The organism is Novosphingobium beihaiense, assembly GCF_022832375.1.
GTDB classification, from domain to species: Bacteria; Pseudomonadota; Alphaproteobacteria; order Sphingomonadales; family Sphingomonadaceae; genus Novosphingobium; species Novosphingobium beihaiensis.
This window is the reverse complement of record NZ_JALHLG010000029.1, coordinates 1-25,248: the sequence shown is the minus strand read 5'-3', so window position 1 is coordinate 25,248 and position 25,248 is coordinate 1. Positions and strand designations below refer to the sequence as shown.

At 62.5% G+C, this 25,248-nt stretch carries 7 protein-coding genes and 1 pseudogene; 3 read left to right on the top strand and 5 right to left on the bottom strand.

The features are described from left to right. Positions 1-8: 8 nt before the first annotated feature. Together MTR66_RS15835 and MTR66_RS15830 are read right to left on the bottom strand one after the other, a co-directional pair. On the bottom strand, positions 9-302 hold the full coding sequence (locus tag MTR66_RS15835) for a hypothetical protein (protein WP_243922786.1): 294 nt from the start codon (positions 300-302) through the stop codon (positions 9-11). Further along, complete coding sequence (locus MTR66_RS15830; RefSeq protein WP_243922784.1) at positions 290-2,341, bottom strand: TonB-dependent siderophore receptor; 2,052 nt, start codon at positions 2,339-2,341, stop codon at positions 290-292. Before MTR66_RS15830 ends, MTR66_RS15835 begins: the two co-directional genes overlap by 13 nt. 389 nt (positions 2,342-2,730) lie before the next feature. On the opposite strand from MTR66_RS15830, the pseudogene MTR66_RS15825 reads away from it, so the two are divergent. Continuing rightward, a pseudogene (locus MTR66_RS15825) lies at positions 2,731-3,545 on the top strand (IS110 family RNA-guided transposase). Positions 3,546-3,552: 7 nt separating this feature from the next. Then, a complete protein-coding gene (locus tag MTR66_RS21380) occupies positions 3,553-4,047 on the top strand; it encodes an energy transducer TonB family protein (protein WP_243922783.1) in 495 nt (164 codons plus the stop codon). Positions 4,048-4,164: 117 nt separating this feature from the next. On the opposite strand, the gene MTR66_RS15815 is transcribed toward MTR66_RS21380, so the two are convergent. Together MTR66_RS15815 and MTR66_RS15810 are read right to left on the bottom strand one after the other, a co-directional pair. Then, a complete protein-coding gene (locus MTR66_RS15815) occupies positions 4,165-5,019 on the bottom strand; it encodes a class I SAM-dependent methyltransferase (protein WP_243922781.1) in 855 nt (284 codons plus the stop codon). Then, entirely contained in the window at positions 5,016-7,151 is a 2,136-nt protein-coding gene (locus MTR66_RS15810; protein WP_243922779.1) for a TonB-dependent receptor, read from the bottom strand. Before MTR66_RS15810 ends, MTR66_RS15815 begins: the two co-directional genes overlap by 4 nt. 107 nt (positions 7,152-7,258) lie before the next feature. On the opposite strand from MTR66_RS15810, the gene MTR66_RS15805 reads away from it, so the two are divergent. After that, the gene (locus MTR66_RS15805; protein WP_243922777.1) at positions 7,259-8,167 is read left to right on the top strand and encodes a helix-turn-helix transcriptional regulator; all 909 of its coding nucleotides are present in this window, start codon (positions 7,259-7,261) and stop codon (positions 8,165-8,167) included. A gap of 301 nt (positions 8,168-8,468) precedes the next feature. Here MTR66_RS15805 and MTR66_RS15800 read toward each other — a convergent pair whose 3' ends face one another. After that, positions 8,469-25,187, bottom strand: coding sequence for a tandem-95 repeat protein (locus MTR66_RS15800; protein WP_327194515.1), 16,719 nt, complete (start codon positions 25,185-25,187; stop codon positions 8,469-8,471). Positions 25,188-25,248 lie beyond the last annotated feature (61 nt).

Below are 25,248 nucleotides of genomic sequence, written 5' to 3'. Positions count from 1 at the left end.
TCCATCCCTCACCCCGGACCGCTGCCCATCAGGCCTGCCAGCAGGAGCGCACCGGCCGTCACAAGGATACCGGCCCAGACATGCGCGCCCCGCCGCGGCACGAACGACCAGAGCGCGACAAGCACGAACAGCACATAGGCGATCAATTGGGCCGCCACCACGGTTTCCACCGCGGCTCCCGGCAATAAGGCGGGCAATGCGAAGGCCGCAGCGGCCGCGACGGCGTAACCGCCGCCGAGACCTGCAACGATCCGGTTCAGTACCTGAGCCCGCCCGGGCGCCGGTGCTCTCACCAACGCCATGCCAGATCGGCGATCACGTTGCGCGCCTGGCCATAGTAGCAGCGGTCGATGCCGACACAGGATGAAATGTACTTCTTGTCGAAGACATTGTTCGCCTTCACCGACAGTTCCAGCCCCTGCAGATCCGGCAGCCATTGGCCCAGATCGAAACGGACCGACGCATCGAACAGCGTGAAGGCAGGCACACGCGACAGGTTGGCCGCGTCACCGTAAGTCGAACTGGAATAGCGCACGCCGCCTGCCAGAGCGACGCCGACAGGCGACACATAGTTGACCCAGAGCGAGGCGTTGTGCCGGGGCACGGCCTGCAACCGCAGCCCTTGCTGATCCCGGCTCTCGACCGCGAGCGTATCAGGGTTGATGCCCGAAACGGCATCGCCGCTGTCCGTCACCCTGGAATCCAGAAGCGTATAGGCGCCCACCAGCGTGAGCCCCTCCTTCACCGTGACATTGGCTTCCAGTTCAAGCCCGCGCATCCGGACTTCCCCGTTCTGGACGGAGAACCCGGCATGCTCCGGATTCGGATCCGCCGTCAGATAATTGCGGCGGCGCAGGTCGAAAACGGACGCCGTCAGGAAGCTGGCCGTTCCCGCAGGCTGGAACTTCACACCGGCTTCGAGCTGGCGGCCCTTTTCGGGATCGAAGTTGTTGCCATCGTAGTCCGCACCGTATTGCGGGATGAAGCTCTCCGAATAGCTGACGTAAGGCGACAGGCCATTGTCAAATGCGTAAAGCAAGGCCGCCCGCTTGGTCAGCGCCTTGTTTTTGGACTTCTGGCCGACATCGTAAATGAGGTCGGACGCCTTGAAGGATGCCCAGTCCTGGCGCAGCCCCAGCAACAAGCGCCATCCCCCCAGCGCCACCTGATCCTGCAGATAAAGGCCTGTCTGCCGGTTGCGGTAAATGCGGTGCTGGAATGGCGCGGGCTCGGGAATATCCTGATGGTAGACCGGCGCGAATACATCCAGCGCCGGTGCCACCGCGAACACACGGTCCGTCTCGTACTTCAGGCTCTGCCAGTCCAGCCCCGCCAGTACCTCGTGCGAGATGGCCCCGGTGGCAAACGTGAACGCCGCGTTGTTATCGATCGTGAAGTCGTCGCCATGCTCGCGCAGGCCGAATGCCTGACGCCCCGCTGTCCGGAAATCCGGCGAGAGACGGCTGATATAGATATTGTGATTATCCAGATCGGTGCTGGTGTAGCGGAAGTTCTGCCGGAAGCTCAGCCAGTCGCTGAAACGGTGCTCGAACTGATAGCCCGCCGAAGCCGTTTCCCGGTCCCACCGCTGGTAATTGGGATCGCCGGTAAACAGCTTGCGGGAAACGCGGCCATTGGGATTGGCGATCACGGTGCCGATCGTCGGCAGCCAGTTCAGCGTCGACCCTGCGAAATCATCCTTCTGGTAGTGGGTCAGAACGGTCAGGCTCGTGCTGTCCCCCAGATTCCAGGTGAGCGAGGGCGCGAACAGGACGCGCTTGCGGCCGGAAAAACGATAGATGTCATGCGTATCGAACCAGGTGCCTGTCACGCGGACGAGCAGATCGCGACGCTCCGTCACCGGGCCGGTCACATCCAGAGCGAATTGCTTGCGGTCGAATGTGCCGTACCGGACAATCGCCTCGCCGCTGAACTCCGCCTTGGGCCGTTTGCTGACCATGTTGATGAGACCGCCCGGCACCGACTGGCCATAGAGAACGGAAGCCGGCCCTTTCACCACTTCCACGCGCTCATAGAGATAGGGATCGAGCGCGCCGCTGACATAGCCAGTACCGCCCAGTCGCAATCCATCGACATAGGTATTTCCGGCCGTTCCCGTCGTACCGTCGTTCCCAAAACCGCGGATGGCAATGGCATCGCCGCCATATGTCGCACCCTTGGTATTGGCGAACACACCTGCGCTGTAGGTAAGCGCATCTCCGACCGAGAGGATGCTGCGCGTGCGCATGTCCTCCATGCTGACGACCGAAACGGACTGCGGAGTCAGCAGCAGCGGCGTATCGGTCTTGGTTGCGCTCAGAGCAGTCTTTTCAGCACGCAACCCTGTAACGACGATAGGGCTCTTTCCAGTGTCCCCATCATCTGCTGCGGATGCATCGCCCTCGGCTCCACTTCGGCCAGCCGCAGCCTCCGTCAGGTCTTCAGAGAGGCCCGCCGCCGACACCGGCGATGCCAGTGTGGCCAACGGCGAGATCAAAGCGATCCCGCAGGTAAGTTTATGTGAGACCACTCAATCCCCCTCAGTTTCAAACAATGATAATGTAAATGCGAGTCATTATCATGACTACAAGGAAATGATGGATTTGGCGATAGGGTAAAGGAAAAAGGTGCACCTAAATCGCCTCAAGCGAGGCTTTGATGATGTGACCGCCCTCCGACGGCATCGATGTGCGAATGCGGGTCTGGAACGATCCACACAGGAGGGCGGTCATGTCGGAGATTATCACGGTCGGGCTCGATCTGGCGAAGAATGTGTTTCAAGTGCATGCGGCTGATGCAGAAGCGATTTGCGAAGCGGCTACGCGCCCAACGATGCGGTTCGTGCCTGTGAAGAGCGAAGAGACCAGGGGGCAGCAACGGTCATCCGCATCCGCGAGCTACTGATCCGGCAGCGCACGCAGGCGAGCAATTCCCTGCGCGGCCATCCCGGGGAGTTCGGGCAGATCGTGCCGCAAGGAGCGGCGAACGCAACGCGGCTGATGGCGATCGTCGTGGACCCGGACAGTGGATTGCCCAGGGATGCTCTCGCCACTCTACAAGTGCTGATTGCAGCCCTTACCCATTTCAAGGTGAAGATCGGCAAGCTCGATGCGGAGATTGGTCGGCGAGCCAACAAGGACGAAGTCGCCCGTCGGCTCATGACTGTGCCGGGCATTGGGCCGCTGATCGCCACGGCCATTGCGATTCTGGCTCCGGCTCCCGAAACATTCCAAAAGGGACGGGACTTTGCGGCATGGCTTGGCCTGACACCTCGGCAGCATTGGACAGGAGGCAAGCAGTGCCATGGGGCCACGACAAAGATGGGTGAGCGATCGTTGCGACGCCTTCTGATCATCGGAGCCAACAGCGTGATCATAAAACGCCACGTCCATGCCAGCGCCAAACCGGGGACATGGCTGGGCGGGATGCTGGCCCGCAAGCCTCCCATGTTGGTGCGTGTGGCGCGGGTCAACAAAATGGCACGGATCGTCTGGGCCTTGATGATGCGGGGGGGAGTTTACCAGTCTCCGGTCGCGGCTGCATAAGTCAGCCGTGGGTCGCAAGGGCGTCGGAGGGCGACGAGCCGTTTGGCGCAACGGTCATGAGACGGGATCGGGAAAACCAGGGCGCAACAAAGCCGTCTCCGCCGGAAACGCCGCCGAAATCGAACCCGAAACCGCCAGCCCTGTCCCCAGCAAGCCCGAACAGGCCGCGCCGAAAACGGCGCCAGCACCACCCGCCCCGCAGATGGCCAGCAACGGCCCCGACAGTTGGGAGGGGCGTGTTCTGGCGGCCTTGAACAAGCAACGGCGCTATCCGCGCACGGCCCAGTTTCGCCGACAGCAGGGCGTGCCCTACATCCGGTTCGTCATGAACCGCGAAGGCAAAGTGCTCTCCTCCCGCCTCGAACGTTCGTCAGGTTTTCCCGATCTCGATCGCGAGGCCCTGGCACTTCCGAAGCGGGCACAGCCACTGCCGAAACCGCCAAAGGACAGACCCGGCGAGACGCTCGAGCTGGTGGTGCCGGTGGAGTTCCTGTTGCACTGACGGTCCCTTCCTCTGCGGATCGCGGAAGGGACGGACAGCGCGCGGACCGCGCACCAACTTCGGTACCAGCGCAATCATACGCCTCGCGAACGGCGGCGCCCGGCGGTGAAAAGTTCGTCACACGCTGGCGGCCGGATATTCGAACCGCGCGCAACTGTAGACCGGCCTGCCCCCTGTCACCACCCGGTAGATGGCCGCCGCGATGCGGGAGGCGGTTCCGCTGTTCGAGGCCACGTCATAGCTGTCCGCAAGCGCCAGCCCGTCGGCCAGATCGCACACATCCTCCGGACGGCGGACGCCCCACTGGAAACGGGCGTCGGTCTGCGAAACACTGGGATGCCGGTGCGATTGCCTGACCATCAGCGGGGATGCGAGGTCGAGCGCCAGAGTCATGCCGGACTGGCGGGAGGCCGCCGCCTCCGTAAGCCCCTGCAGCCAGCTTTCGGCCTGCTGCGGCGTCAGGTACATCGACACCCCCTCGGCCAGCACCAGGACGGCGCGGCCCGGATGCCAGGGAAGCGCCGGAGCCCATTCGGCGACGGCGGTCCCATCGGCTGCCATGCTGCGAACCCGGTCGAGCGGCGGGATCAGGCGTTCGCGCAAGGCTGTGACTTCGGGAAAATCGATGTCGATCCAGTCGATCCCCTCGGGCGGGGCGATCCGGTTGGCGCGGGTATCGAGGCCGGATCCGATGGAAATGACGAGACCTGCCGGATTGGCCGCGATGAAGCGGCGGACAACCGCATCGAACCATTGCGCCCGCACGATGGACCCGCGCATGCTCGCCCGGTCGTCGCTGAAGCGGGCAGGATCGAAATCGAGCGCCGCCCCCACCTGCTCCGCCGCCGGATCGGCAAAGCCGAGATCGGCATTCTGCGAAGACGCGACAAGGCGCGCCGCCAGCGTGATCAGCAGCGTTTCGGGCGCGCCGGAAAGTCCGGGCGTCAGTTGGTCCGCGTTCATACCGTTCATAGTCTCCATTCCAGTTCGACGCCGCCCTGACGGGAGCGGCCGATCGGCGAGTACCAGTTGCCGTCGTCGCCAAAGCCCAGGTTCCGGAAGGCCAGGCCGGTGCCGCGGCGGACATTGGTGAGGTTCTCGACGAAGAAACGCAGGCTCCAGCGATCGGCCTCGTAGCCGGCCTGCAGCCCGACAGTCTGCGTCGCGGGCTGCATGGCCCGGCCCAGACTTTCGAGCGATTCCCTGCCGGTGAAAGAGACTTCGGCGCGTCCGTAAAATCCGTCGGCCGTCTGATAGCGCGCCGCCAGATAGCCGTCGTAGGCCGGGACCAGCTTGACCCGCTTGCCGCGCGCATTGGTGGCGGCATCGACCTGAAGATCGCGGTAACGGGCATCGGACAGGCCGAAATTGGCCGTCAGCGTCAGCCCCTTCACAGGTTCGGCCGAAGCTTCCAGTTCGAACCCCTTGCTGTCGATAGAGGCGCTGGAGCCGATATAGTCGGACGAGATGATCCGGCCGGTTTCGTCGGTGGCGACCTGGATTTCCTGCCAGTTGTTCGAGCGGATATAGAAAGCCGCCCCCGCCAGTCTCAGCCTGCCGTCGGCGGATTGCCATTTGAAACCGGCTTCCCGGCTCCACATCGTCTCCGACCTGTAGCGCAGCACATCGTCGGAAAGCCCGGCCTGCGCCGCCGTCAGATTGAAACCGCCGGGGATGTAGCCCTTGGCGGCATTGGCATAGAAGCTGAGCTGCGGGGAGGTCTTGTAGCGTATCGAGAAACGCGGAAGCAGCGCATCGAAATCGCCCGAGAGCGCCGCATCGCGATAGACGAACAGGGTGCCCCCGCCCAGATCGATCTGCCCGGCATTCTGCTGCGCCGCGCGATGGGCATGATCGTAGCGCAGCCCTGCGCTGATCGTGAGATCGGGCACGGGCACCGGCGACCAGCTTGCCGATGCGAAAGCCCCCCAGTCGCGCGCGCGGGCATACTGGCGCGGCGACGGGGCGTAGGAATCCAGCGTGCCCGGCCCCACGAAAGTCGTCTGGAAGCGCTCGTCTTCCTGCCGGTAATGCGTCACGCCGAGGATATAGTTGAAAGGCTCGCTTGCCGGGGACGCAAAGCGCAGCTCGAAATTCCAGAAATCCTTGTCCTTGTAGTCCTGCCCCGCAGCGGTCGGCAGAGCCGTGAAATCGAAATCCAGCCCTTTCGAATCCGTCTTCAGGCGGCGGTAGGACATGGCCATGTCCAGCGCGCCGTAGCCCGGCTCGTAGCGCGCGCTCACCCCCAGCACCGTCTCGCGCTCGTTCGTGCGCTTGGGCGCATCGTTGATATATGAAAAGCGCCCGGTCCTGCGCCCGCCGTTGTAGAGATCGGCATAAGTCCGGTTGTAGAGGCAGGTGTCCAACGGCAGGTATTCCTGATCGAACACGCCCGGCGCGCGGGTGTCGAGAATATAGGCCGTGGCATTGACGGTCAGCCGGTCCGCCGGGGTCCATTTGAGGCGCCCTTGCAGGAAGGTCTCGCCGATCCTTCCCTCCGGCCGGCCGGGCTGGATATTGCGCAGGAAACTGTCCCCCTGCGAGAGCTTGAAGGCGATCGAGCCGGACAGGGTGCTTCCCAACGGCCCGCCGACGAAACCGTCCGCCGTGCCGTTCGCCCCGCCGCCGAAGAGCGTGCCGGTAAGGCGCGTCTCCATCACGGGATGATCCGCCGGGGCCCGCGTCTGGATGACGATGAGGCCGGATTCGCTGTTCGCACCGTAAAGCGTCGCCTGCGGCCCGCGCAGCACTTCGACCGATTCGACCTGGTTGAGCACGGCGTTCGACAGTTCGCGGAACGGAATGCCGTCAATATAGACGGCGGCGCGATTGACGATGAAAGGGTTGGATTCGATGCCGCGGATCGAGATGAACGTGCTGCCCAGTTGCCCGCTCTCGTTGAACTGAACGTTGGGCACGACGGCATCGAGCTGGCGCACGTCGCGAATGCGCGCCTGATCGAGCATTTCCCGGCCGATGACCGTCACCGAAACGTCGGTATCCTGAAGCCGCGTGGCGCGCCGCGTGCCGGTGACGATGATATCGCTCGCGCTTTCCCGCGGCTCTTCGGTGTCGTCCCGGCCTTCCGCGAAGGCCGGCTGCATGAGCGCGAGCCACGAAACCGCAAGGGACAGAGGATACCGGCAGGAAAAACGCATTGAGGCCCCATTGTTTTATTGAGAACGATTATCAATGTATGTAACATCATATCATGATCAAGCCACTCCAATCCGGGACGGACTTCTCCGATCCGGGATTTAATCAGCGCGCGGCCTGCGACCGCGCACGGATCGAACAGCACCTGACGGGCCACGGGCAGGTCCATGCCGACGATCGCGGCACGTCCATGCTCGTATCGGCCAACTATCCCCCCTTCGAAGGGGAGATCGACAATGGCCCCTTCCTGAGGATCGCTCTCGCCACCGGGCGCGCGGCCAGGATCCTCCAGCAAGGCGGGGGCGCAAGGCTCGAAGGCCTGTGGCGGCAGGGCACGCTGGCGATCAGCCCGCCGCACAGCCGGGGCTTCGCGAAGGCGGAGAGGACTTCGATGATCGGTCTGGCGCTGCTGCCGGGGAGCGACGGAACGGAACCGGACCTCGATCCGGACCATGTCAGCGCGCTGGCCGGCCGCTTTCAGGACGACGCCCTGCTGGTATCGGTGGTGACCGCGCTACATCACGAAGCGGCCATCCATGGCGCATCGACCGCCTTTTTCGACGCAGGCCGGGCCCTGATCCTGCGCCGTCTGATGGAACTGAAAGCAGGCGCACCGCGCCGCGAGCGCCAGCATCATCCGCTCCCGGACGGGCGCTACAACCGCGTGCTGGACTATGTCGAGGAAAGCCTGGGCGGCGACATATCGGTGGCGCGGATGGCAAAGGCCGCCGGTCTCGACAGCAGCGGCTTCACCCGCGCCCTGCGCGCGCGGACGGGCCTGCCGCCTTATGCCTGGCTAACGCAGCGGCGCATGATCCGGGCCCAGGCCTTGCTGCGCACCGGCATGCCGGTAACACAGGTGGCAACCCATGTAGGCTATGCGAATCCGGGAAAGTTCGCCTCCGCGTTCAAACGCGTGACCGGACATGCGCCCTCCCGCTGGGTCCGGCTCGACGAAGATTGAAAGCAGGACGTGAAGCGCCCCAGGGGCGCTACTCTCGCAGCTCGGCAGCGGCCATCCAACCACACGCCGCGAAACAAGAGGTCGAGAACGACCGCGCCCCCGGCGGACTTCTGGGAACGGTTGGGAACGAGTGTCTGGCGGAGAGGGTGGGATTTGAATTTTGGCATCATATTATTTACAACAATGAATATTTCCGTCCACCCTCACACACGACCTCATCAGAGTCCTCTTGAAAAAAGTGTAATATCCGCTTCAACATCGAAATGGCGGCTGCAACGCAAAGGCACCGCCATCGACAACATCACATAAATACGAAGCCACGCTCAGGAAACGCCCCCTTCCATTCCATGGCATCAAAACCGGCATCAGCGCTGAAAGCGGCCATATCCTGCCTCAAAAGTGCAAGACGGCTGGCGCTATCAACACCGCTCTCGACAACATCTATCAATGGCGCCACATTATAGCTGGGCATACGCACGACGGTTTCATCGCCACCCGCTGACGACGCTGCTGTAAGAGAAGCTGCTTCTTCTTGGGACTGAGCCGATAGCTGATCAGCAACAGTGTCAAACGGCATACTGTCCGACAGCCACTCCGAAATGGATACTACTTCTGGCCTCCCATTGCTGCGCAGCACATCAATTGCATTTATGATGTCATTATTGAGCACCCCAGCGAACAAAGCTCCAGGATATCTAAAACCAGAGCCTACCACTGCCGGAGCAGACGAAGCCCGCCCCGGCTTGTAGGCCAGTAAGGACTCGCCGAAAACACCGGTGGTGTCATCGGTGCGCGTAAAGCTGGATGTAGCAAGAAGCGCATTACTCCCCACTTTCAACGCCGCATCCGGCGTAGCCGTGGCATCCTTGATGTTGAAGGCAGCAATGCCAAGCTCCGTCAGCATGTGAAGTTCTCCCACCTCGCTCATACCGTTGCCATTGGCATCGATCCAAACCTTAAGTTCGCCAAAGCGCGCATCGGTTGCATCAACGATCCCGTCAGCATTGCTGTCTAGGTGGGCAAGTCCCGCAAGGTCGCTTGTCGCTCCTTCTTCAGCAGCAAGGCTGAGTTCGGATGTTTCGGTAATCATCCCATCATTATTACGATCGATGACCAGGAAGCCATCCTCGCGTGCGATCCATCCGGTGTCATCCCGCACACCATCGCCATTCATGTCGTAGTAGGCGCTTGCTTTCCTGCGGTTCTTGAGTTCGACACCATCCCCGTCCAGATCGAGCACGATGGGAGAAAGCATCCCCCAACTCTCGTTCCTGAAATTGACAACGGTGTTGGTTTCGAGCGTAGTCACCCAGGTCCGATGGCCCTTGCGCATTAGCGAAACCGTGCCGCCTGATACGTTCAGGTAATAATGCTTGCTCTTCTGTCCCGCAACCTCGAACGATGACGGTGCGAAGTCCGGCAGATTGGTATCTGCTGCAAAATAGGTAAGCGCAGCATCGATAAAGCCCAGCGTACTGCCGTCAGTACGGGTGTAGCTGCCGGTATTGAGGATCGCCACGTCACCGAACTGGGTGGTCCCGTCATAGGCCGTGCCGGTGAGATTGATCGAGGAGACATAGGCCTCATCCAGCGTGTAGACCTCACCTTCATCTGCGGCACCGTCGCCATCGGCATCGAGCCAGACCCGGAAATCGCTGAAACGTGCGTCCGCCGAAGACAAGACCCCGTCGCCGTTGCTGTCGTAGGCGGCAAGACCGGCGAGGTCGGACGCCGCGCCTTCGACATCGTCGACGAAGCTGAATTCACCGGCATTGCTGACCGTGCCGTTCCCGTCCCGGTCCAGGAACAGGAAGCCCTCGGTATTGCCGATCCAGCTCGTGTCGTCGGCCAGACCATCTCCATCAAGATCGTAGCGAGCCTTGCTGTCTGCCGCCGAGACCGTGGTGACACCCTGCCCGTCAAAATCGAGCACGATGGGCGATGCGATGTTGACGGTCTCCCCGCCCTTGAAGGCGAGCCGTTCGATGGAAGACAGACGGTCAGACCCGTCGTTTCCGTCCGCATCGGCCGCATTGTCACCGACCTTAATACGCAGAAGGCCCGACTGGCTTACGACGCTGTAGGTCGATCGATAACCGAAGAAGTGCGCGGTGTCGGTGCCGCCGCCGCCCATCAGGATATCATCGCCCTGCCCGCCCCAGAACTGGTCATCGCCACTGAGGCCAAGCAGGAAATCGTTGCCGTCACCGCCCGCCAGTTCGTCCGCACGCAGGCCGCCGGTCAGGATATCATTGCCCGCACCGCCGAAGATTTTGTTGGTTCCAAGCAGATTGCCGATCAGCACATCGGTTCCCGAACCACCTTGACGGTAGGCATCGAACTGATCGGACGGATCAACCCTGATCAAGACCGTGGCGCTCGAAGTCAGTTCCCCGTCGGTGATCGTGTAGCGGAAGCTGGCGGTTCCGGTGAACGCGGCGTCGGGCGTGAAGACCAGATAGCCGGACTCGTCGAACGCCACTTCGCCGCCGACCGGCGAATCGAACGAGACCACCGAAAGGACATCGCCGTTCACATCCGTATCGTTGTCCAGCAAGGCCTGCGGATCGATCGTGATCGCCCGGTTGCTGGTGGTTACGAACAGTCCATCGTCTTGTGCCACGGGCGCCACATTACTGGGCGTTATCGTGAGATGGAAATCGTCCGCCGCCGCAAATTCGCCATCGCTGGCAGTGACCGTAATATCGAACTCGCCGCCAAACGTATTAGCTGTCGTTCCGGTGAACCGGGTGCCATCGAAGCTCAGCCAGCCCGGCAATGCCGAACCGTCGGCCAGAGTGGCCGAGAGCGTCAGCGCATCGCCATCAACGTCCGTGAATGTCCCGGCTGGAACCGCGATATCGATCGGGTAACCGCCCAGCACATCCTGATCGGCCAAGGCCAGAGTCAAGACCGGAGCATCGTTCACCGATGAGACGGTAAGGCGGAACGTATCGTTCACGGACAGCAGACCGTCGCTGGCGTAGACCGTGATATCGACATAGCCGTTGAAGTTCTGTGGCGGCGTGCCGGTAAACCGGTTCCCGTCAAAGGCAAGCCAGGCCGGCAGCGCGGACCCGTCGGCACGGCGGGCCGTCAGCGTCAGGGTATCACCGTCGACGTCGCTGAAAGCACCCGCATCGAGCACCAGATCGATGGCTGCATCTTCCGCGCTCGAAATGTCGGGCAGGAGATGAGCTATAACCGGAGCATCGTTCACGGCCAGCACGGTGAACACGAAGTTCGCCGTGACCGACAGAGCCCCGTCACTGGCCGTAATCGCCAGCCCGAGTGCTCCGTTGAAATCCTGCGGCGGCGTGCCTGTCAACTGCCCATCTGCATAGTGCATCCAGCCAGGCAACGGCGTTCCGTCGCTTTGCGTCACACTGAACGCGAGCAGATCACCATCGACATCGGCAAAGGCATCGAGCGGCAGGGGAAGCGCGAACGCGTGATCCTCGGCAACGAGCATGTCTCCGATCACCTTCGTCAGGACCGGGGCATCGTTCACCGGATCGATCGTCAGACGGAATACGTCACCGGCTGCCAGCAAGCCGTCGCTGGCGAGTATCTCGATGTCGAGAGCCCCGTTGAAATCCTGAGGCGGGGTGCCGGACAGGATGCCGTCGGACAGCGTCAGCCAATCGGGCAAGGCACTACCGTCGGCTAGCCGCGCCGAGAAGGCCAGCGGATCGCCATCGACATCGGCGAAGCTCTCGAGCGCTAGCGAGAAGGCCATCGCGGTATCTTCGGCGCTATCGAGATCGGCCAGAGGCGTCACGAGCACCGGCGCATCGTTCACCGGATCGATAGTGAGCGTGAAGCTGCCCTGCGTTGCAAGTTCGCCGTCTCCGGCCGTAACCGTGATACCCAGCGAACCGTTGAAATTCGCCGGCGGCGTGCCCGTGAAGCGGGTGCCATCAAACGAAAGCCAGCCGGGAAGTGCCGAACCGTCCGACTGTGCGGCTGAAAGCGCCAGCGGATCACCGTCGACATCCGTGAACGTACCGTCCGGCAGGGCGAAATCGACCGTGCCATCCTCGGCGACGTGGATATTCGCCAGTGAGCCGGTCAAGGCCGGAGCATCATTGACTGGCGTCACTGTCAAAATGAAGCTGTCGCTGGCTGACTGAACACCGTCGGAAGCCGAAACAGTAATCCCGATGACGCCGTTATAGTCTTGCGGCGGCGTGCCTGTGAAACGCCCCTCGGCGAACGTGAGCCACCCGGGCAAGGGATCCCCATTGGCAAGGCGCGCCGAGAGCGCCAGAGCATCGCCATCAACATCGCTGAAACTGCCCGCCGGCAATGTGAAATCGATGGCCGTATCTTCGGCGACCGAAACATCCGCCAGTCCACCGGTAAGAACCGGCGCATCGTTCACGGCGGATACGGTCAGAACGAAGCTGTCCGAGACCGTATATTCGCCATCGCTGGCCGTCATCGTCAGCGCCAGCGCGCCATTGAAGTCCTGCGGCGGCGTACCGGACAGTGTGCCGTTCCCGAAGCTCAGCCAGCCGGGCAGCGGCGAGCCGTCTTCCAGCGTCACTGCGAAGCTGAGCGCATCGCCATCCACATCGCCGAAGGCCCCGGCCGCCAGAGCAAATGCGAAGGGTGTATCTTCGCTCGCATCCAGATCGGCAAGCGGCACGCCGAGCGCGGGTGCATCGTTGACCGGCGCAATCGAAACGAGCAGATCGCGCACAGTCTCGGCCTGCCCATCGAAAGCAGCGACCTCAAGCGTGACAGTGCCGTTGAAGTCCTGCGGCGGAGTGCCGAACAGCGTGCGCGTTTCGCGATCGAAAGTCAGCCATTCCAGCAGTGCGCCACCGCCCGGCGCGCGCACTTCGACAACCAGCGCATCCCCGTCGACATCGCTTGCGAAACCCGCAGGCAAGGTTGCGCTGAACGGCTGGTCCTCGGTGCCCTGCAGCACGGGAATCGCGGCGATCACCGGCGCATCGTTCACAGCCGCGACATCGACAGTGACCCGCGCCGTTCCCGTGAGGCCGGTCGAATCCTCGATCTCGTAAACGAACGAGGCTTCCCCGGCGAAGTCTGCATCAGGAGTGATCTGCAACTGACCGAAACCCAGATCGGTTACCGTCACACCGGCCGTATCGAGGATCCGGCTGATGAAGAAGGCCTGATGGTCCGCATCGCTGTCATTGTCGAGCAACTGGCTCGCAAAGATCGTCAACGGCGTATCCTCCGCCGTTGCCAGAGCATCATCCCCGGCGATGGGCGCGTCCGCCACCGGCAGCACATTGACCGTAACCAGCGCCGAAAGCGGAATGCCCTGCTCGTCCTGGATCGAATAGCGCAGTTCAAGCTGACCATAGAAATCCGGCGCGGGCGTGACACGATAAGTGCCGTCTTCCTGCAGCACCGCGCCTTCGAGGCCCAGGAATGTCACTGTCGATCCCTCGGGAACCACATCGTTGGCAAGCAATAGCGCCGGATCGATATCGAGCCAGGTATCCTCGAGCATTTCCAGGCCGAGGTCCGATACCGGGATCGGCAGCGGTTCGTCAGGCAGGACCAGCAAGGTCGCATAGCCCACGCTGCTATCGCCATGGCTGTCGGTTACGCGGTAGTGGAAACCGGCATCGCCGACATAGTCCGCATCCGGCGTGAAGACGGCGGTGGAGCCCACCATCTCGACCGTGCCCTGATCACCGTCGAAAATCTCGACGATCGAGAAATCGTCACCCTCGACATCGCGGTCATTGGCGAGAAGGGCCGAGAAATCTACCGTCAACGGCGTATCATGCAGCGTGCGGAACACGCCCTCCGGATCATTGGCCGTGCCCGCCCCATCAGGATTGGCAACGGGCGCATCGTTTACGGCGGCAATGTCGAACGTGACCGTGCCTGTCGCCGACTTGCGCCCATCGCCGATGGTATAGCGGAAGCTCACCGGGCCATTGACGTTCTCATCAGGCACGAATTGCCAGCGCCCGCCCGGCAGTTCGACAATGCGTCCCCCTTCGGCGCTGCGCGAGAGCGACTGGAAAGAGATCGCATCGCCATCGGGATCGCTGTCGTTGGCGAGCAGATCGGCAGTGGTGAATTCGAACGGCGTATCCTCCACCGCCGCGAACGTATCAGCCCCGGCCACCGGTCCACGATTGGTCGAGACCACGTTGATCTTCACCAGCCCCGTGCTCGGCCCCTGGTTGTCATCGGTCACGACATATTCGAACGAGGCTTCGCCGCTGAAATTGTGATCGGGCGTGAAAACGATCTGCGTCCCGTCGAAGCTCAACGTGCCGTGCTGCGGATTGGCGACATCGAGGAAGCGGATCGGATCGCCATCGACGTCGTAGTCATTGGCAAGCAAGACCTGCGGATCGATGGCTAGCGGCGTATCTTCCGTCGCGGAAAGGTGATCCTCGACCGCGACCGGCGGATCAAACAGCGATGCCACGCGCACCGTCACTACACCGGCAGAGCTACCCTCCCGATCATCGGTGACCGTGTAAGTAAACCCGTCATCCCCGGCAAAGGCATCGTCCGGCGTATAGAGTACGAATGCTCCGGCATTCCCGTCGAGCTCGCGGCGCACCGAAGCGCTCGCAGCTTCGCCGTTCGCGGTGCGCGTGACGGTGATGTCTAGCGCCCCGGTGAAATCCAGCGGAATTTCACCGCTGATCGCGCCGGTATCCGCATCAATGACCAGCCAGGAAGGCAGATCGGAACCATCGGCGAGTGTCGCCGTCCAGACCGCGCCCTCAACCGCCGCCAGTTCGGCAGGCGGATCGATGGCGAGTTGCCCCAGTTCCAGCGCAAGCGTGCCGTTGGCAGGCGCCCCCAGCGCAGTGATACGCAGCGGATCGCCGTCGCGGTCGAAATCGTTCCCGAGCAGGTCGGTAACGGCGAAGCGCAAGCTCTCGTTCTCGTGCGTGGCCAGCAGGTCGGCACCGGTATCCGGCCGCTCCCGCTGCGGCTTGATATCGTAGAAGATCAGCGCGGGCTTGTCCGAGACGCCACCCTTCTCGTCAGTCGCATCATAGGAAATCACGAGAGTCCCGTTGAAATCCCGCGTACCGGTAAGATCGATCCGCTCGTCACCGGTCGCAACGCCGAGGCCGGTGGACGAGAGGCTGAATGTATCATCGACCACTGCTTCTGTGATCACCGACATGGCGGGAAGGCTTCCGCCCGCCGCGATGTCCATCCGCACCGGAACCGCGCCGATCCATGAGGGCGGCGGCGTCCCTTCGAAGGACAGCGTGGCCGCATCGAACGTTAGCCAGCTGTCAAGCGGGGCGCCGCTTTCCCGCGTGGCGGTGATCGCTCCGGCCTCACCGAGATCAAGCGCGAAGAGCCCCTGATCGGCGAAGTACGGATCGCCCGCAAGCGCACGGTTCACGGCATCGACTTGCGCGGCAAGATCGCCTTGCGGATCGAGGAGGAATTCGAGCGTGAAACCCTTGTCGCTGGAAGCATAGACCCCGTTGGCCAGATCGCGGGCGGCGGGCGTGAAGACCACTTGCAGGCGGGCAAGCTGCGCATCCGCGTCGGGCTCGAAGCCCGAGAGCGAAATCGTCCGGCTCGCTCCATCGAAATCGAACCAGTCCGGCAGCGGCCGCCCGCCGATCAAGGAGGCTGAAACCGTGCCGTTCTTCAGATCAAACAGGGCGAGGTTGCTATCATAAACGATACCGTCGGTAAGTGCCGCCGGATCGAGGCTGATAGCGTCAGCCCAGGTCAGCGTTTCGCCGGTAATTTGCGAAACACGCGAGAAGGTGAGCGTAGCAGCAACCGGATCGGTCGTGCCCTCGGGCGGTGTGCCCGTGAAGCTCAGCGTTTGGATGTCAAATACCAGCCAGGAAGGCAGCTCAGACCCGTCTTCAAGCGTCGCCGTGATGGTTGTCGAAGCATCCAGATCGTTCGCACCGAACTCGAAATCGACCGCGAAGCCGCTGCGGATCTGATACCCCTCCAGCACGTCCCCGCGCAGCGAAACGCCGAGCGTACCGGCGGACAGTTCCTGCCGGCTGTTGAAGACGCGGCCATTGGCGGGATCGGTAATCCAGATATCCGCATTCACGCTTTCGACGCCGCCCGGCAAACTGCCCGAGAAGGTCATCGTGTCCGGATCGAACGAGATAGAACCGGGCAGTGCGGAACCGTCTGCCAGACGCGCTTCAGCCGTGAAGTCCGCGGACAGATAACGGTGATCGACAACACCAAGCACCGAGGCCCGCTTGAAGAAAATAACGTCTCCATCGGGCTCGATATCGTTTCCGAAAGCTTCGGCCGGAATGACGAAGAGCGGGCCGTCTTCGAACCCGGCAACGAGATCGTTACGCAGGATCGGGCTGTCATTGCGCGGCAGGATCGTGATCGAAACGTGCGCACTCGACGTTCCGCCACGCCCGTCGGTGATCGTATAGTCGAACCCTGCAGAGCCGTTGAAGTCGGAGCGGGGCCGGAATTCGATCATGCCATCGTCGCGCAGCAGAACCTTGCCGTTGTCGGCAAAGCGCGAAATGCTCTCGAGCGTCAGCACATCGCCGTTGGGATCGGTATCGTTGGCCAGCAGGCTGGCCGGATCGATGACCAGAAGCTGGTCTTCCAGCGTACGCAGACCGTAGTCGTTATTCGCCTTGGGCGGATCATTGAGCGGGCGAACCTTGAACCTGTAGGTCAGTGTCGCGGCCGCCCCCCGCTCGTCGATCACATCGTACTCGATACCGGCCTCGCCCAGCGACGCGGGCGTGAACACGATCTCGCCGGTGTCGGGATCGAACGTGACCGCACCGTTGATCGCGGCGTTTTCGTCAGCGCCCGGGTGCAGCCCGACGAAGGTGATCGCATCGCCTTCGATATCGTAGCTGTTGGCAAGCAGATCGGCGACCGTGAGCGTGGCGGTCGTTTCCAGACGCACCGAATGCCGGGTATCGTGCGCGCGCGGCGCATCGTTCACCGGCGTGACGTAAATTTCCACCTTGGCAGTCGAAGTCGCCCCGCTTGCATCCGCCAGCGTATAGAGGAACCCGGCCGCACCGAAATAATCGGGGCGGAACATCAGGTCGATATAGGACCCTCCGATGCTACCGGTGACATTGGTGCCGGCAAAGGCGTGATCACTGTTTTTGTAGCGATCGATCTCCTGCCCGGCATCGTTGAGCAGCGGCGCGAACGAGACAATGTGCAGGCCTTCGTCGAGCCCGTCGACGTCGAAATCGTTCGCCAGCAGATTTTCGATGCGGATGTGAAGGATCTCGTCCTCGACACCGTAAACCAGCGGATCGTCCACCGCGGTCGGCGCATCGTTGACCGGGGAAATGTTCACTTCGACGCGCGCGGAAGACTCGCGGCCGAACTCGTCGCGCACGGTGTAGTAGAAATAGCCGTCGCCGTTGAAATCCTGATCACCCAGGAATTCGATCATGCCGTCATCGCGCACCTGAACCGTGCCATGGGTCGGACGATCCGCGCCCACGAACTGCAAGTCGAGCGTGCCGGCTTCCGCGTCGTTGACGATAAGATCGGCCGGATCGATGACGACCGGCTCATCCTCTACCGCAAAGCGAACGATATCGTCGGCGGCATTGAAACGGCCCAGCCGCTGGAGCTGATCGATCCGGTCACGATCCCAGACGGTGCCGTCGGCAAAGGCGATTTCCTCGATGCCGGTTTCCACGCCCAGGAAGTGGTCGGTGACCCGCACGGTATCAATCAGGAAGCCGTCCTGACGTTCGAACTCGATGAGGAGATCGCCGCCCTCTCGCAGGATCGAAACATCCTTGGGCGCCACCGCCGCATCGAGCACGAGACGGTCGATATCCGTGGCATCGCCCTGCTCTGCAATCGTATCGTTGCCTCCGTCGAAGCCGAACAGGTAAGTGTCCGATCCGAAACCGCCTGCCAGTGTGTCGTCACCGCGCAAGCCTTCGAACGTGTCGTTCCCGGAACCGCCGGAGAAGGTATCATCCCAGAGCGAGCCGACCAGCTTTTCGATCGAGATGAGCGTATCCCCGGCTGCCTCGCCGGCGGTCCCCATCCCCGTCGAAAGATCGACGCTCACGCCTTCGTCGGCCTTCGAGTAGTCAGCCGTATCGAAACCACCGCGCCCGTCGATCACATCCGCGCCGCGGCCCCCGCGAATGCGGTTCTCGCCGTCGGTGCCGTAGATCGCATCGTCGTGGTACGATCCCTGGACAATCTCGATCGACGAGAAGGTATCGCCCTCGGCATCGCCGGAACCGGCGGCACCGTTCGCCATATCGATGGTCACGCCCTCGGCGGAAAGAGTGTAATCGGCGATGTCCTCGCCTTCGCCGCCCACCATCTGATCCGCGCCGCGACCGCCGATCAGCGTATCGTTTCCGCCGCCGCCGACAAGCAGGTCATCACCCCGCCCGCCCGACAGGACGTTGGCACCGTCATCGCCTTCCAGCATATCCGCAACGTCTGTGCCGGTTAGGTTCTCGATACCGGTCAGCACGTCGCCTTCGGCGTCGCCGCCCGAAGCCGTGCCGCCTGCAAGCGAGATCGATACACCGGTGGAACCGAAGCTGTAGTCCGCCGTATCGATGCCCTCACCGCCGTCGATCACGTCGGCCCCAGCGCCGCCTGTCAGCGTATCGTCGCCATCGCCACCGATCAGAGTGTCGTTCCCGTCGCGGCCATCCAGAATGTCGTTGCCGCCCAGTCCTTCAAGCCGGTTATCCGCTGCATCGCCGTAGAGCTGATCGGCGAACTGCGTACCGATCAGCGCCTCGACGCCGAGGAACACGTCCCCCTGCGCCCATCCGCCCTGACCAACCCGCGATTCCAGATCGGCGCGCACGCCCACATCGGAATTGGCATAGGTAACAGTATCATAGCCCGCGCCGCCGGTAATGCCATCGGCACCATCGCCGCCATCGATAAGGTCATCGCCGGCACCGGCATCGATCCGATCGTCCCCGTCACCGGCTTCGATCGTATCGTTGCCTGCACCGCCCAGAATGAAGTCGGCGGAGGCAAGGCCCCGGATCAGGTCCGCGCCGGGCGTACCGGCAAGGTAGTCCGTGGCCTGGGTGCCCTGCAGCACGCCGTCGTAGAAATCGGACACGGTCGCCATGGCGAAACCGGTATCGGTTGCGCCCTCCGCGTCGGCGATACGGTATTCAACAGCAACCTGCCCCGTAAAGCCTTCCGGGAACCGCACCACGACGAACTGCTCGCCGTTCCAGGTGGCAACTTCCACATCGCCCACAGGCACACGCTGACCGAGCTCAAGCTGGTCGGCAAGGTAGACCCCTTCGATGCCGACGAATGTCGGGCGCGGACGGTTCGGATCGTCGAGCGGCCCGTCAACGATGCCATCCCCGTTTCCATCGGCCTGCTCGATATCGTAATCGTTTTCCAGCAGATCACTGACCCGCAGGACCAGCGGCGCATCAAGCGGCGTCACGAAACCGAAGTCATCGTTGACGGTCGGGTCGTCGTTCGATGGCAGGATCACAATGTCGAGATAGCCGTCGGCCGTTCCGTCCGCATTGTCGGTGACACGATAGACAAGGCCTGAACTGACAGTGGCATCACGGTTCGGCGTAAACAGGATATTGCCGTCGGCATCGTATTCGAGTGTGCCGTTAAGCGCCTTGGCCGCATCGGCACCGTACGTCAGCGCATCGAGGTTGTTGGGTATCCGGTAACCGACGAACTCGATCGTATCGAGATCGATATCGGTATCGTTCGCCAGCAATGCCGAAATCGGAATGACCGTCGGGATGTCCTCGTTGACGTAAATCACGTCCGCATTGGCGACCGGCGGCCCGTCGCCCACGTTGTCGAACGCCAGCGTCACCGTTGCCGCATCGACCAGCCCCTCGTTGTCGGAGACCAGATAGCTGAACGTCGCCTCGCCCCAATAGTTTGCATCGGGCGTGAAGATAATCGTTCCGTGGTCGGTGATCTCGATCGAGCCGTGAACCGCACTGCCCGCGCTCTCAAAGGCTACCGCATAGCCTTCCGGATCGTAGTCGTTCTTGGTCAGCTCGATGATCGGAATCTCGATCGGCGTGTCTTCCAGACCGTGCAGGAACTCCAGCCCTGGCCGCGCGTAGCTGTCGTCACGCGCGACCGGGCGGTCATTGACGGCCTGATAGGCAATCGTCGCGCGGGCCCACGCAAGGCCTCCATGCCCGTCGCCAACCTGATAGTCGAACCAGGCATCGCCGTTGAAATCGGCGTTGGGCGTAAACAGCACGGTGTCGTTGTCGAGCAGTTTCGCCGAACCACCATGCGCATTGGCGACGGCGACCACCGTCATGACGTCGCCGTCATGCTCGATATCGTTCGCCAGGAGCCGGTCCGCGCCGATGACAATCGGGTTGTCCTCAAGAATCGGATCCCCTGCCTCGGTCGTGTCGAAGCGGTCGTCGTGCAGCTCGGGCGGGTCGTTCACCGGCGTCACGTCGAAGGTCACGCGACCCGTCGATGTCGTGCCCGAGGGATCGGAAACCACGTAGTCGAAGTAGGCGCTGCCCCAGTAATAGTCAGCCGGCGCCACATGGATCAGACCGTCCTCGCCGATCGTTGCGGTAACGTTGGCATTCGACTGCACGGAAGTAACGGTGAGGACATCGCCGTCGATATCGCTGTCGTTGGCCGTGAGCACGCGCGGATCGAGCGTGAACGCACTGCCTTCGGCTATGGCTGGCGCGCTGTCATTGTGCGCAACCGGCGCATCGTTCACAGCCGTAACCGCGATCGTCACTTTCGCTTCGGCCCGGCCACCCTCAGGCGTATTGGCGACATAAGTGAACTCGGCGGTGCCGTTGTAATTCGCATCGGGCGTGAACGAGATATTGCCGTCGCTCGACAGCGACACCGAACCGTGGGTGGCGCCATAGACCTGCCCGACCACCATCCGGTCGCCATCCAGATCGTTCGACAGCAGACGCTCGACCCGAATGACCAGCGACTCGTCTTCCGCGACGCTAAAGTCGTCGTCAGGCAGCGCCGTGGCCACCGGCCGGACACGCAGATCGATATTGCCGCTGTCAAAGCCATTGCGGCCATCGGCAAGCGTATAGGAAATGCTGGCCGGGCCGTAGTACCCGCCGATCGCCGTGTAATGAACGTTGCCATCCGCATCGATCGTTGCGACGCCGTTTGCACCGCCGTCCACCGCAACGATGCGCAAACTATCGCCGTCCGCATCGAAATCGTTGTTCAGAATGTCGGCGGCGGCGATGACCAGTTCCTCGCCCGTGGTCACGCTGAAGAAGCCATCGTCCGCAGCGACCGGCGCACGGTTGTCGAGCAGGTTGCGCAGTATATCCTTGGTCCAGGTCACACCATCGGCGAACTCGATGCTCTCGATCCCCTTGGCATCGGCCGCCACCGCGTCGATGACCGTCAGGCTGTCGGCATCGTTGCCGGTGAAGCGGATTACAACCGCATCGCTGCCACGATAGAGCCGCTCCACGCTGGCATCAGTAGAGGCGAAATCGGCAATCCGGATAGTGTCAGTGCCTGACGTGCCTGCATCCGACACGGTGTCATGGCCCGAGCCGAGGCCAAAAGCATAGACATCCGAGCCGCCAGCCCCGGCCAGCAGATCGTTCCCTGCCCGTGCCGCGAAGCTATCGTCACCGTCAAAGCCGTAAGCGTTGTCATTGCCGCCGCCGTCGATGTCCGACAAGGCCCGGGCGCGCATGGCATCCCTGTTCCAGGTGCTGCCGTCGGCGAACTGCACGGTCAGACTGTTGCCGCCCGATCCGTTTCCGTTCGCCAGGGCATCGACCAGCACCAGCCGGTCGCCATAATCGGCGAAAGTGACGATCAGATCGTTGCTGTCCGGCCCGCCGCGCACGGCGGAGAGGATGTCGGCCTGGACGTAACCGCTCAGGCTCAGGACATTGGCCCCCGAACCGAAGGCGTCGATCCGGTCATCCCCGTCCCCGCGCGCATAGAGGTATGTGTCATTACCCGCGCCGCCCGCGATGAGATCGTTACCCGGTCCGCCAGACAAAGTGTCGTCGCCCGAAGTCCCGATCACGGTGTCATTGCCGCTGGTAGCAAGGTCGGCCAGCACAGCCAGCCGCACATCGGCGATGGCATAAGTCGTGCCGTCATCGAGCACGATTGTCTCGATACCGGCGGAACCACCCGCCAGCGCATTGGCAATGACGATACGGTCATCGGTTCCGGCGAAGCGGATCGCCACATCGTTGCTGTCGCTACCAAGTCGATGGAAGCTGATCTCGCCCACCGCATACCCGGTGATTTCCAGGACATCCGCGGTGGAAGAGGCACCGTCGCGGATGACATCACTGCCGTCACCGCGCGCGAAACGGTAGGTATCGTTCCCGCCCCCGCCCGAAAGCGTATCGTTGCCGAGCCCCCCGATCAGGAGGTTGTCACCGGCATCGCCGGTAAGGACATCGTCACCGATGGTGGGCGCACGGGCGATCAGGTCATCCGTGGTCCAGACCGTACCGTCAGCGAACGCGATGGTCTCGATCCGGCCGGTGCCCAGCGCATCCTCGATAGTCACGCGCGCGCCGGTCGCATCGACGACCAGTGTGAAATCGGCCCCGTTGCGGCTTTGAAGAACCGTTACGCCGTCCGGCGTAATGCCATCCGCCAGTTGCAGCGTATCGCTGCCCGCGCTGTCGGCGATGCGGTCGTGTCCACCGTCGCGCTGGAACGCGTAGGTATCGTTACCCTTCCCTCCTTCGAGCCGGTCGCTGCCTAGCCCGCCGTCGAGGCTGTCCGCCCCGTCGCCGCCCTGAATGAGGTCGTCGCCGGCCCCGCCAGCGAGCACATTGTCAAGCGCGTCACCGCGAATGACATCACCCCCATCGGACGCCGCGCGTGCCATCGCGATCAGCGTTGCCTCACTCCACACCGAGCCGTCAGCGTCGAACACGACCTGCGACACGCCCATGCCGGGTGCGGCAGGCGATCCGAGATCGATGCGGTCTGATGTGCCGATGATTTCGAGGACGAAATTCGCCGAGCTGCGGGCGAGCCGCACCTGCGATGGCGCAACGTCGGCAGAAAAGCGCAGGGTGTTGACCCCATCCGCGTCATCGATCAGGTCCTGCCCGTCGCCCAGTGCAAACAGATACGTGTCGTCTCCCAGGCCGCCCATCAGGCTGTCGTTACCGGTTCCGCCGACAAGCGTGTCATTACTATCCGAGCCGGTCAGGCTGTCATTCCCGCCGAGCCCGGACAGCGTTCCGGCGCCCGCGGCAAGGCGCAGCACGTCATCTCCCGCGCCAGCAATCATCGAGCGGTCGAGTACATCCTGCCACGACCATGCGCTTCCATCGGAGAACGTGATGGCCTCGATCGTCGTGGTTCCGCCGTTCGCAGCTCCCGTCAGCCGAATACGGCCACCATCGTCGTCGATCCGAAGTTCGATGTCATTGCCGACCTGGACCACGACGATATTTTCCGGGGTAACGTCAGCGGTGAAGATGAGACTGTCCGCGCCGGCGAGATCGGTAACAGCGTCACGTCCGTCACCCCGCGAAAAACGATAGACATCGTCACCAGTTCCACCCTGCAGGCTGTCATCGCCCTCACCGCCCTCAAATACGTCACTGTCGAGCGCGCTGCTGCCGTCGCCATAGCCGGTGAGCGTATCGTCGCCAGTACCGCCGGAAAGGACGTCACTACCTTCGCCGCCGATCAGCGTGTCGTTGCCGTCTTGTCCGGAGAGGAGATCGTCGCCGAAGCCGCCGTCGATCACGTCCTCGCCTGCACCGCCCGCAAGCATGTCGTTACCGGCATAGCCGAAGATCGTGTCGTCGCCGCCGTTGCCGTAGACGCGGTCGTTGAGCGGCCCCGCCTCGAGCAGGTGCCCGGCATCGTCATCGCTGATGCTGAGCGAATTGTCCGCCTCAATGGGAAGGCCACTGAAGTTAGCGGCGGTCAAGTCCGTGGAGGTGACACCGGCAAGGCGCAGCACGATCTGCTCCGCGCCGTTTGCCGCGCGCGCAATGAGCACTGTGTCGGGACCAGACTGCACGAGCCGCAGCCCGCCACCCTCGAAGGGATTCGGGCTGCCGGTCGCAAGCCGGACGATGTCGCCGTCGTCGCCAGGGGTGAAATCGGTGACGACATCAGCAACAATTACTTCAGATCCGAGCGAAACCGGAATGAAGTAATAGCTGTCCCGCCCTGCACCGCCCGTCAGCGTATCGACATAACCGTCTCCGGACACCCCGGCGAACTGATCGTCGCCATCACCGCCCGCGAGACTGTCGGCACCATCGCCGCCAGCGAGGTAATCGTCACTGCCGGTTCCCGCCAGAACATCGTCGCCGGGCGTACCGGGTAGCCATGCCCCAGTCGTCGCGATGTCCTCGACGAGCATTTGGCGTACATCTTCGAGGCCCAGCGTTACGCCGCTTTCCATTATCACAAAGGACTCGATCTGATTGTACGCTCCCGCGCCGAGCCCTCCTGTCACGACGACTTTATCTTCGCTCTCGGAGAAACGTATGACCAGATCATCGCCGCGCGCTGAGAAGCGCATACGTGAGAGGGCGTAACCTTCGATGCGCAGGATATCGGCAGATGAAGAGCCCTGATCGGCGACGGTGTCCCTGCCATCTCCTGCGGCGAAGACATAGGTGTCACTGCCAAGGCCTCCCACAAGGCTGTCATCGCCGGTGCCTCCCCGAAGGATATCGTCACCGGTCGCGCCAGTCAGGTAGTCGTTGCCTGCTCCGCCATCGAGGCTGTCATCGCCCTCTTCTCCAGCGAGACGGTCATCGTTCCCGTTTCCGGACAGCGTATCGTTACCGATGCCCCCACTGATCGTTTCGGCAAGCGCACCTCCCGCCAGCGTGTCATCGAGTTGCGTGCCGACCAGCACTGGGCCGTATTGAAGGGTAAGTGTCCTCGCAGTGATCTCGGGCAAGGACCATACGGTGCCGTCCAGGAAAGAGAACTGCTCAATCCGCCAGTTCGAATAATTGATGTGGTTGCGGATCGTGATCTGGTCTGGGCCGCCCTTGAGGCGAACGATCAAGTCATCCCCGGAGGCTATAAGCACGATATCTTCCGGTGCGATTCCGTCACCGAAGGCCAGAACATCGCCAGTGGTATTGCCGTTG

Bases quoted from the DNA above. Each gene is read 5' to 3' on its own strand.
- MTR66_RS15835 (WP_243922786.1), bottom strand. From the start codon at position 302: ATGGCGTTGGTGAGAGCACCGGCGCCCGGGCGGGCTCAGGTACTGAAC.
- MTR66_RS15815 (WP_243922781.1), bottom strand. From the start codon at position 5,019: ATGAACGGTATGAACGCGGACCAACTGACGCCCGGACTTTCCGGCGCG.
- MTR66_RS15810 (WP_243922779.1), bottom strand. From the start codon at position 7,151: ATGCAGCCGGCCTTCGCGGAAGGCCGGGACGACACCGAAGAGCCGCGG.
- MTR66_RS15805 (WP_243922777.1), top strand. From the start codon at position 7,259: ATGATCAAGCCACTCCAATCCGGGACGGACTTCTCCGATCCGGGATTT.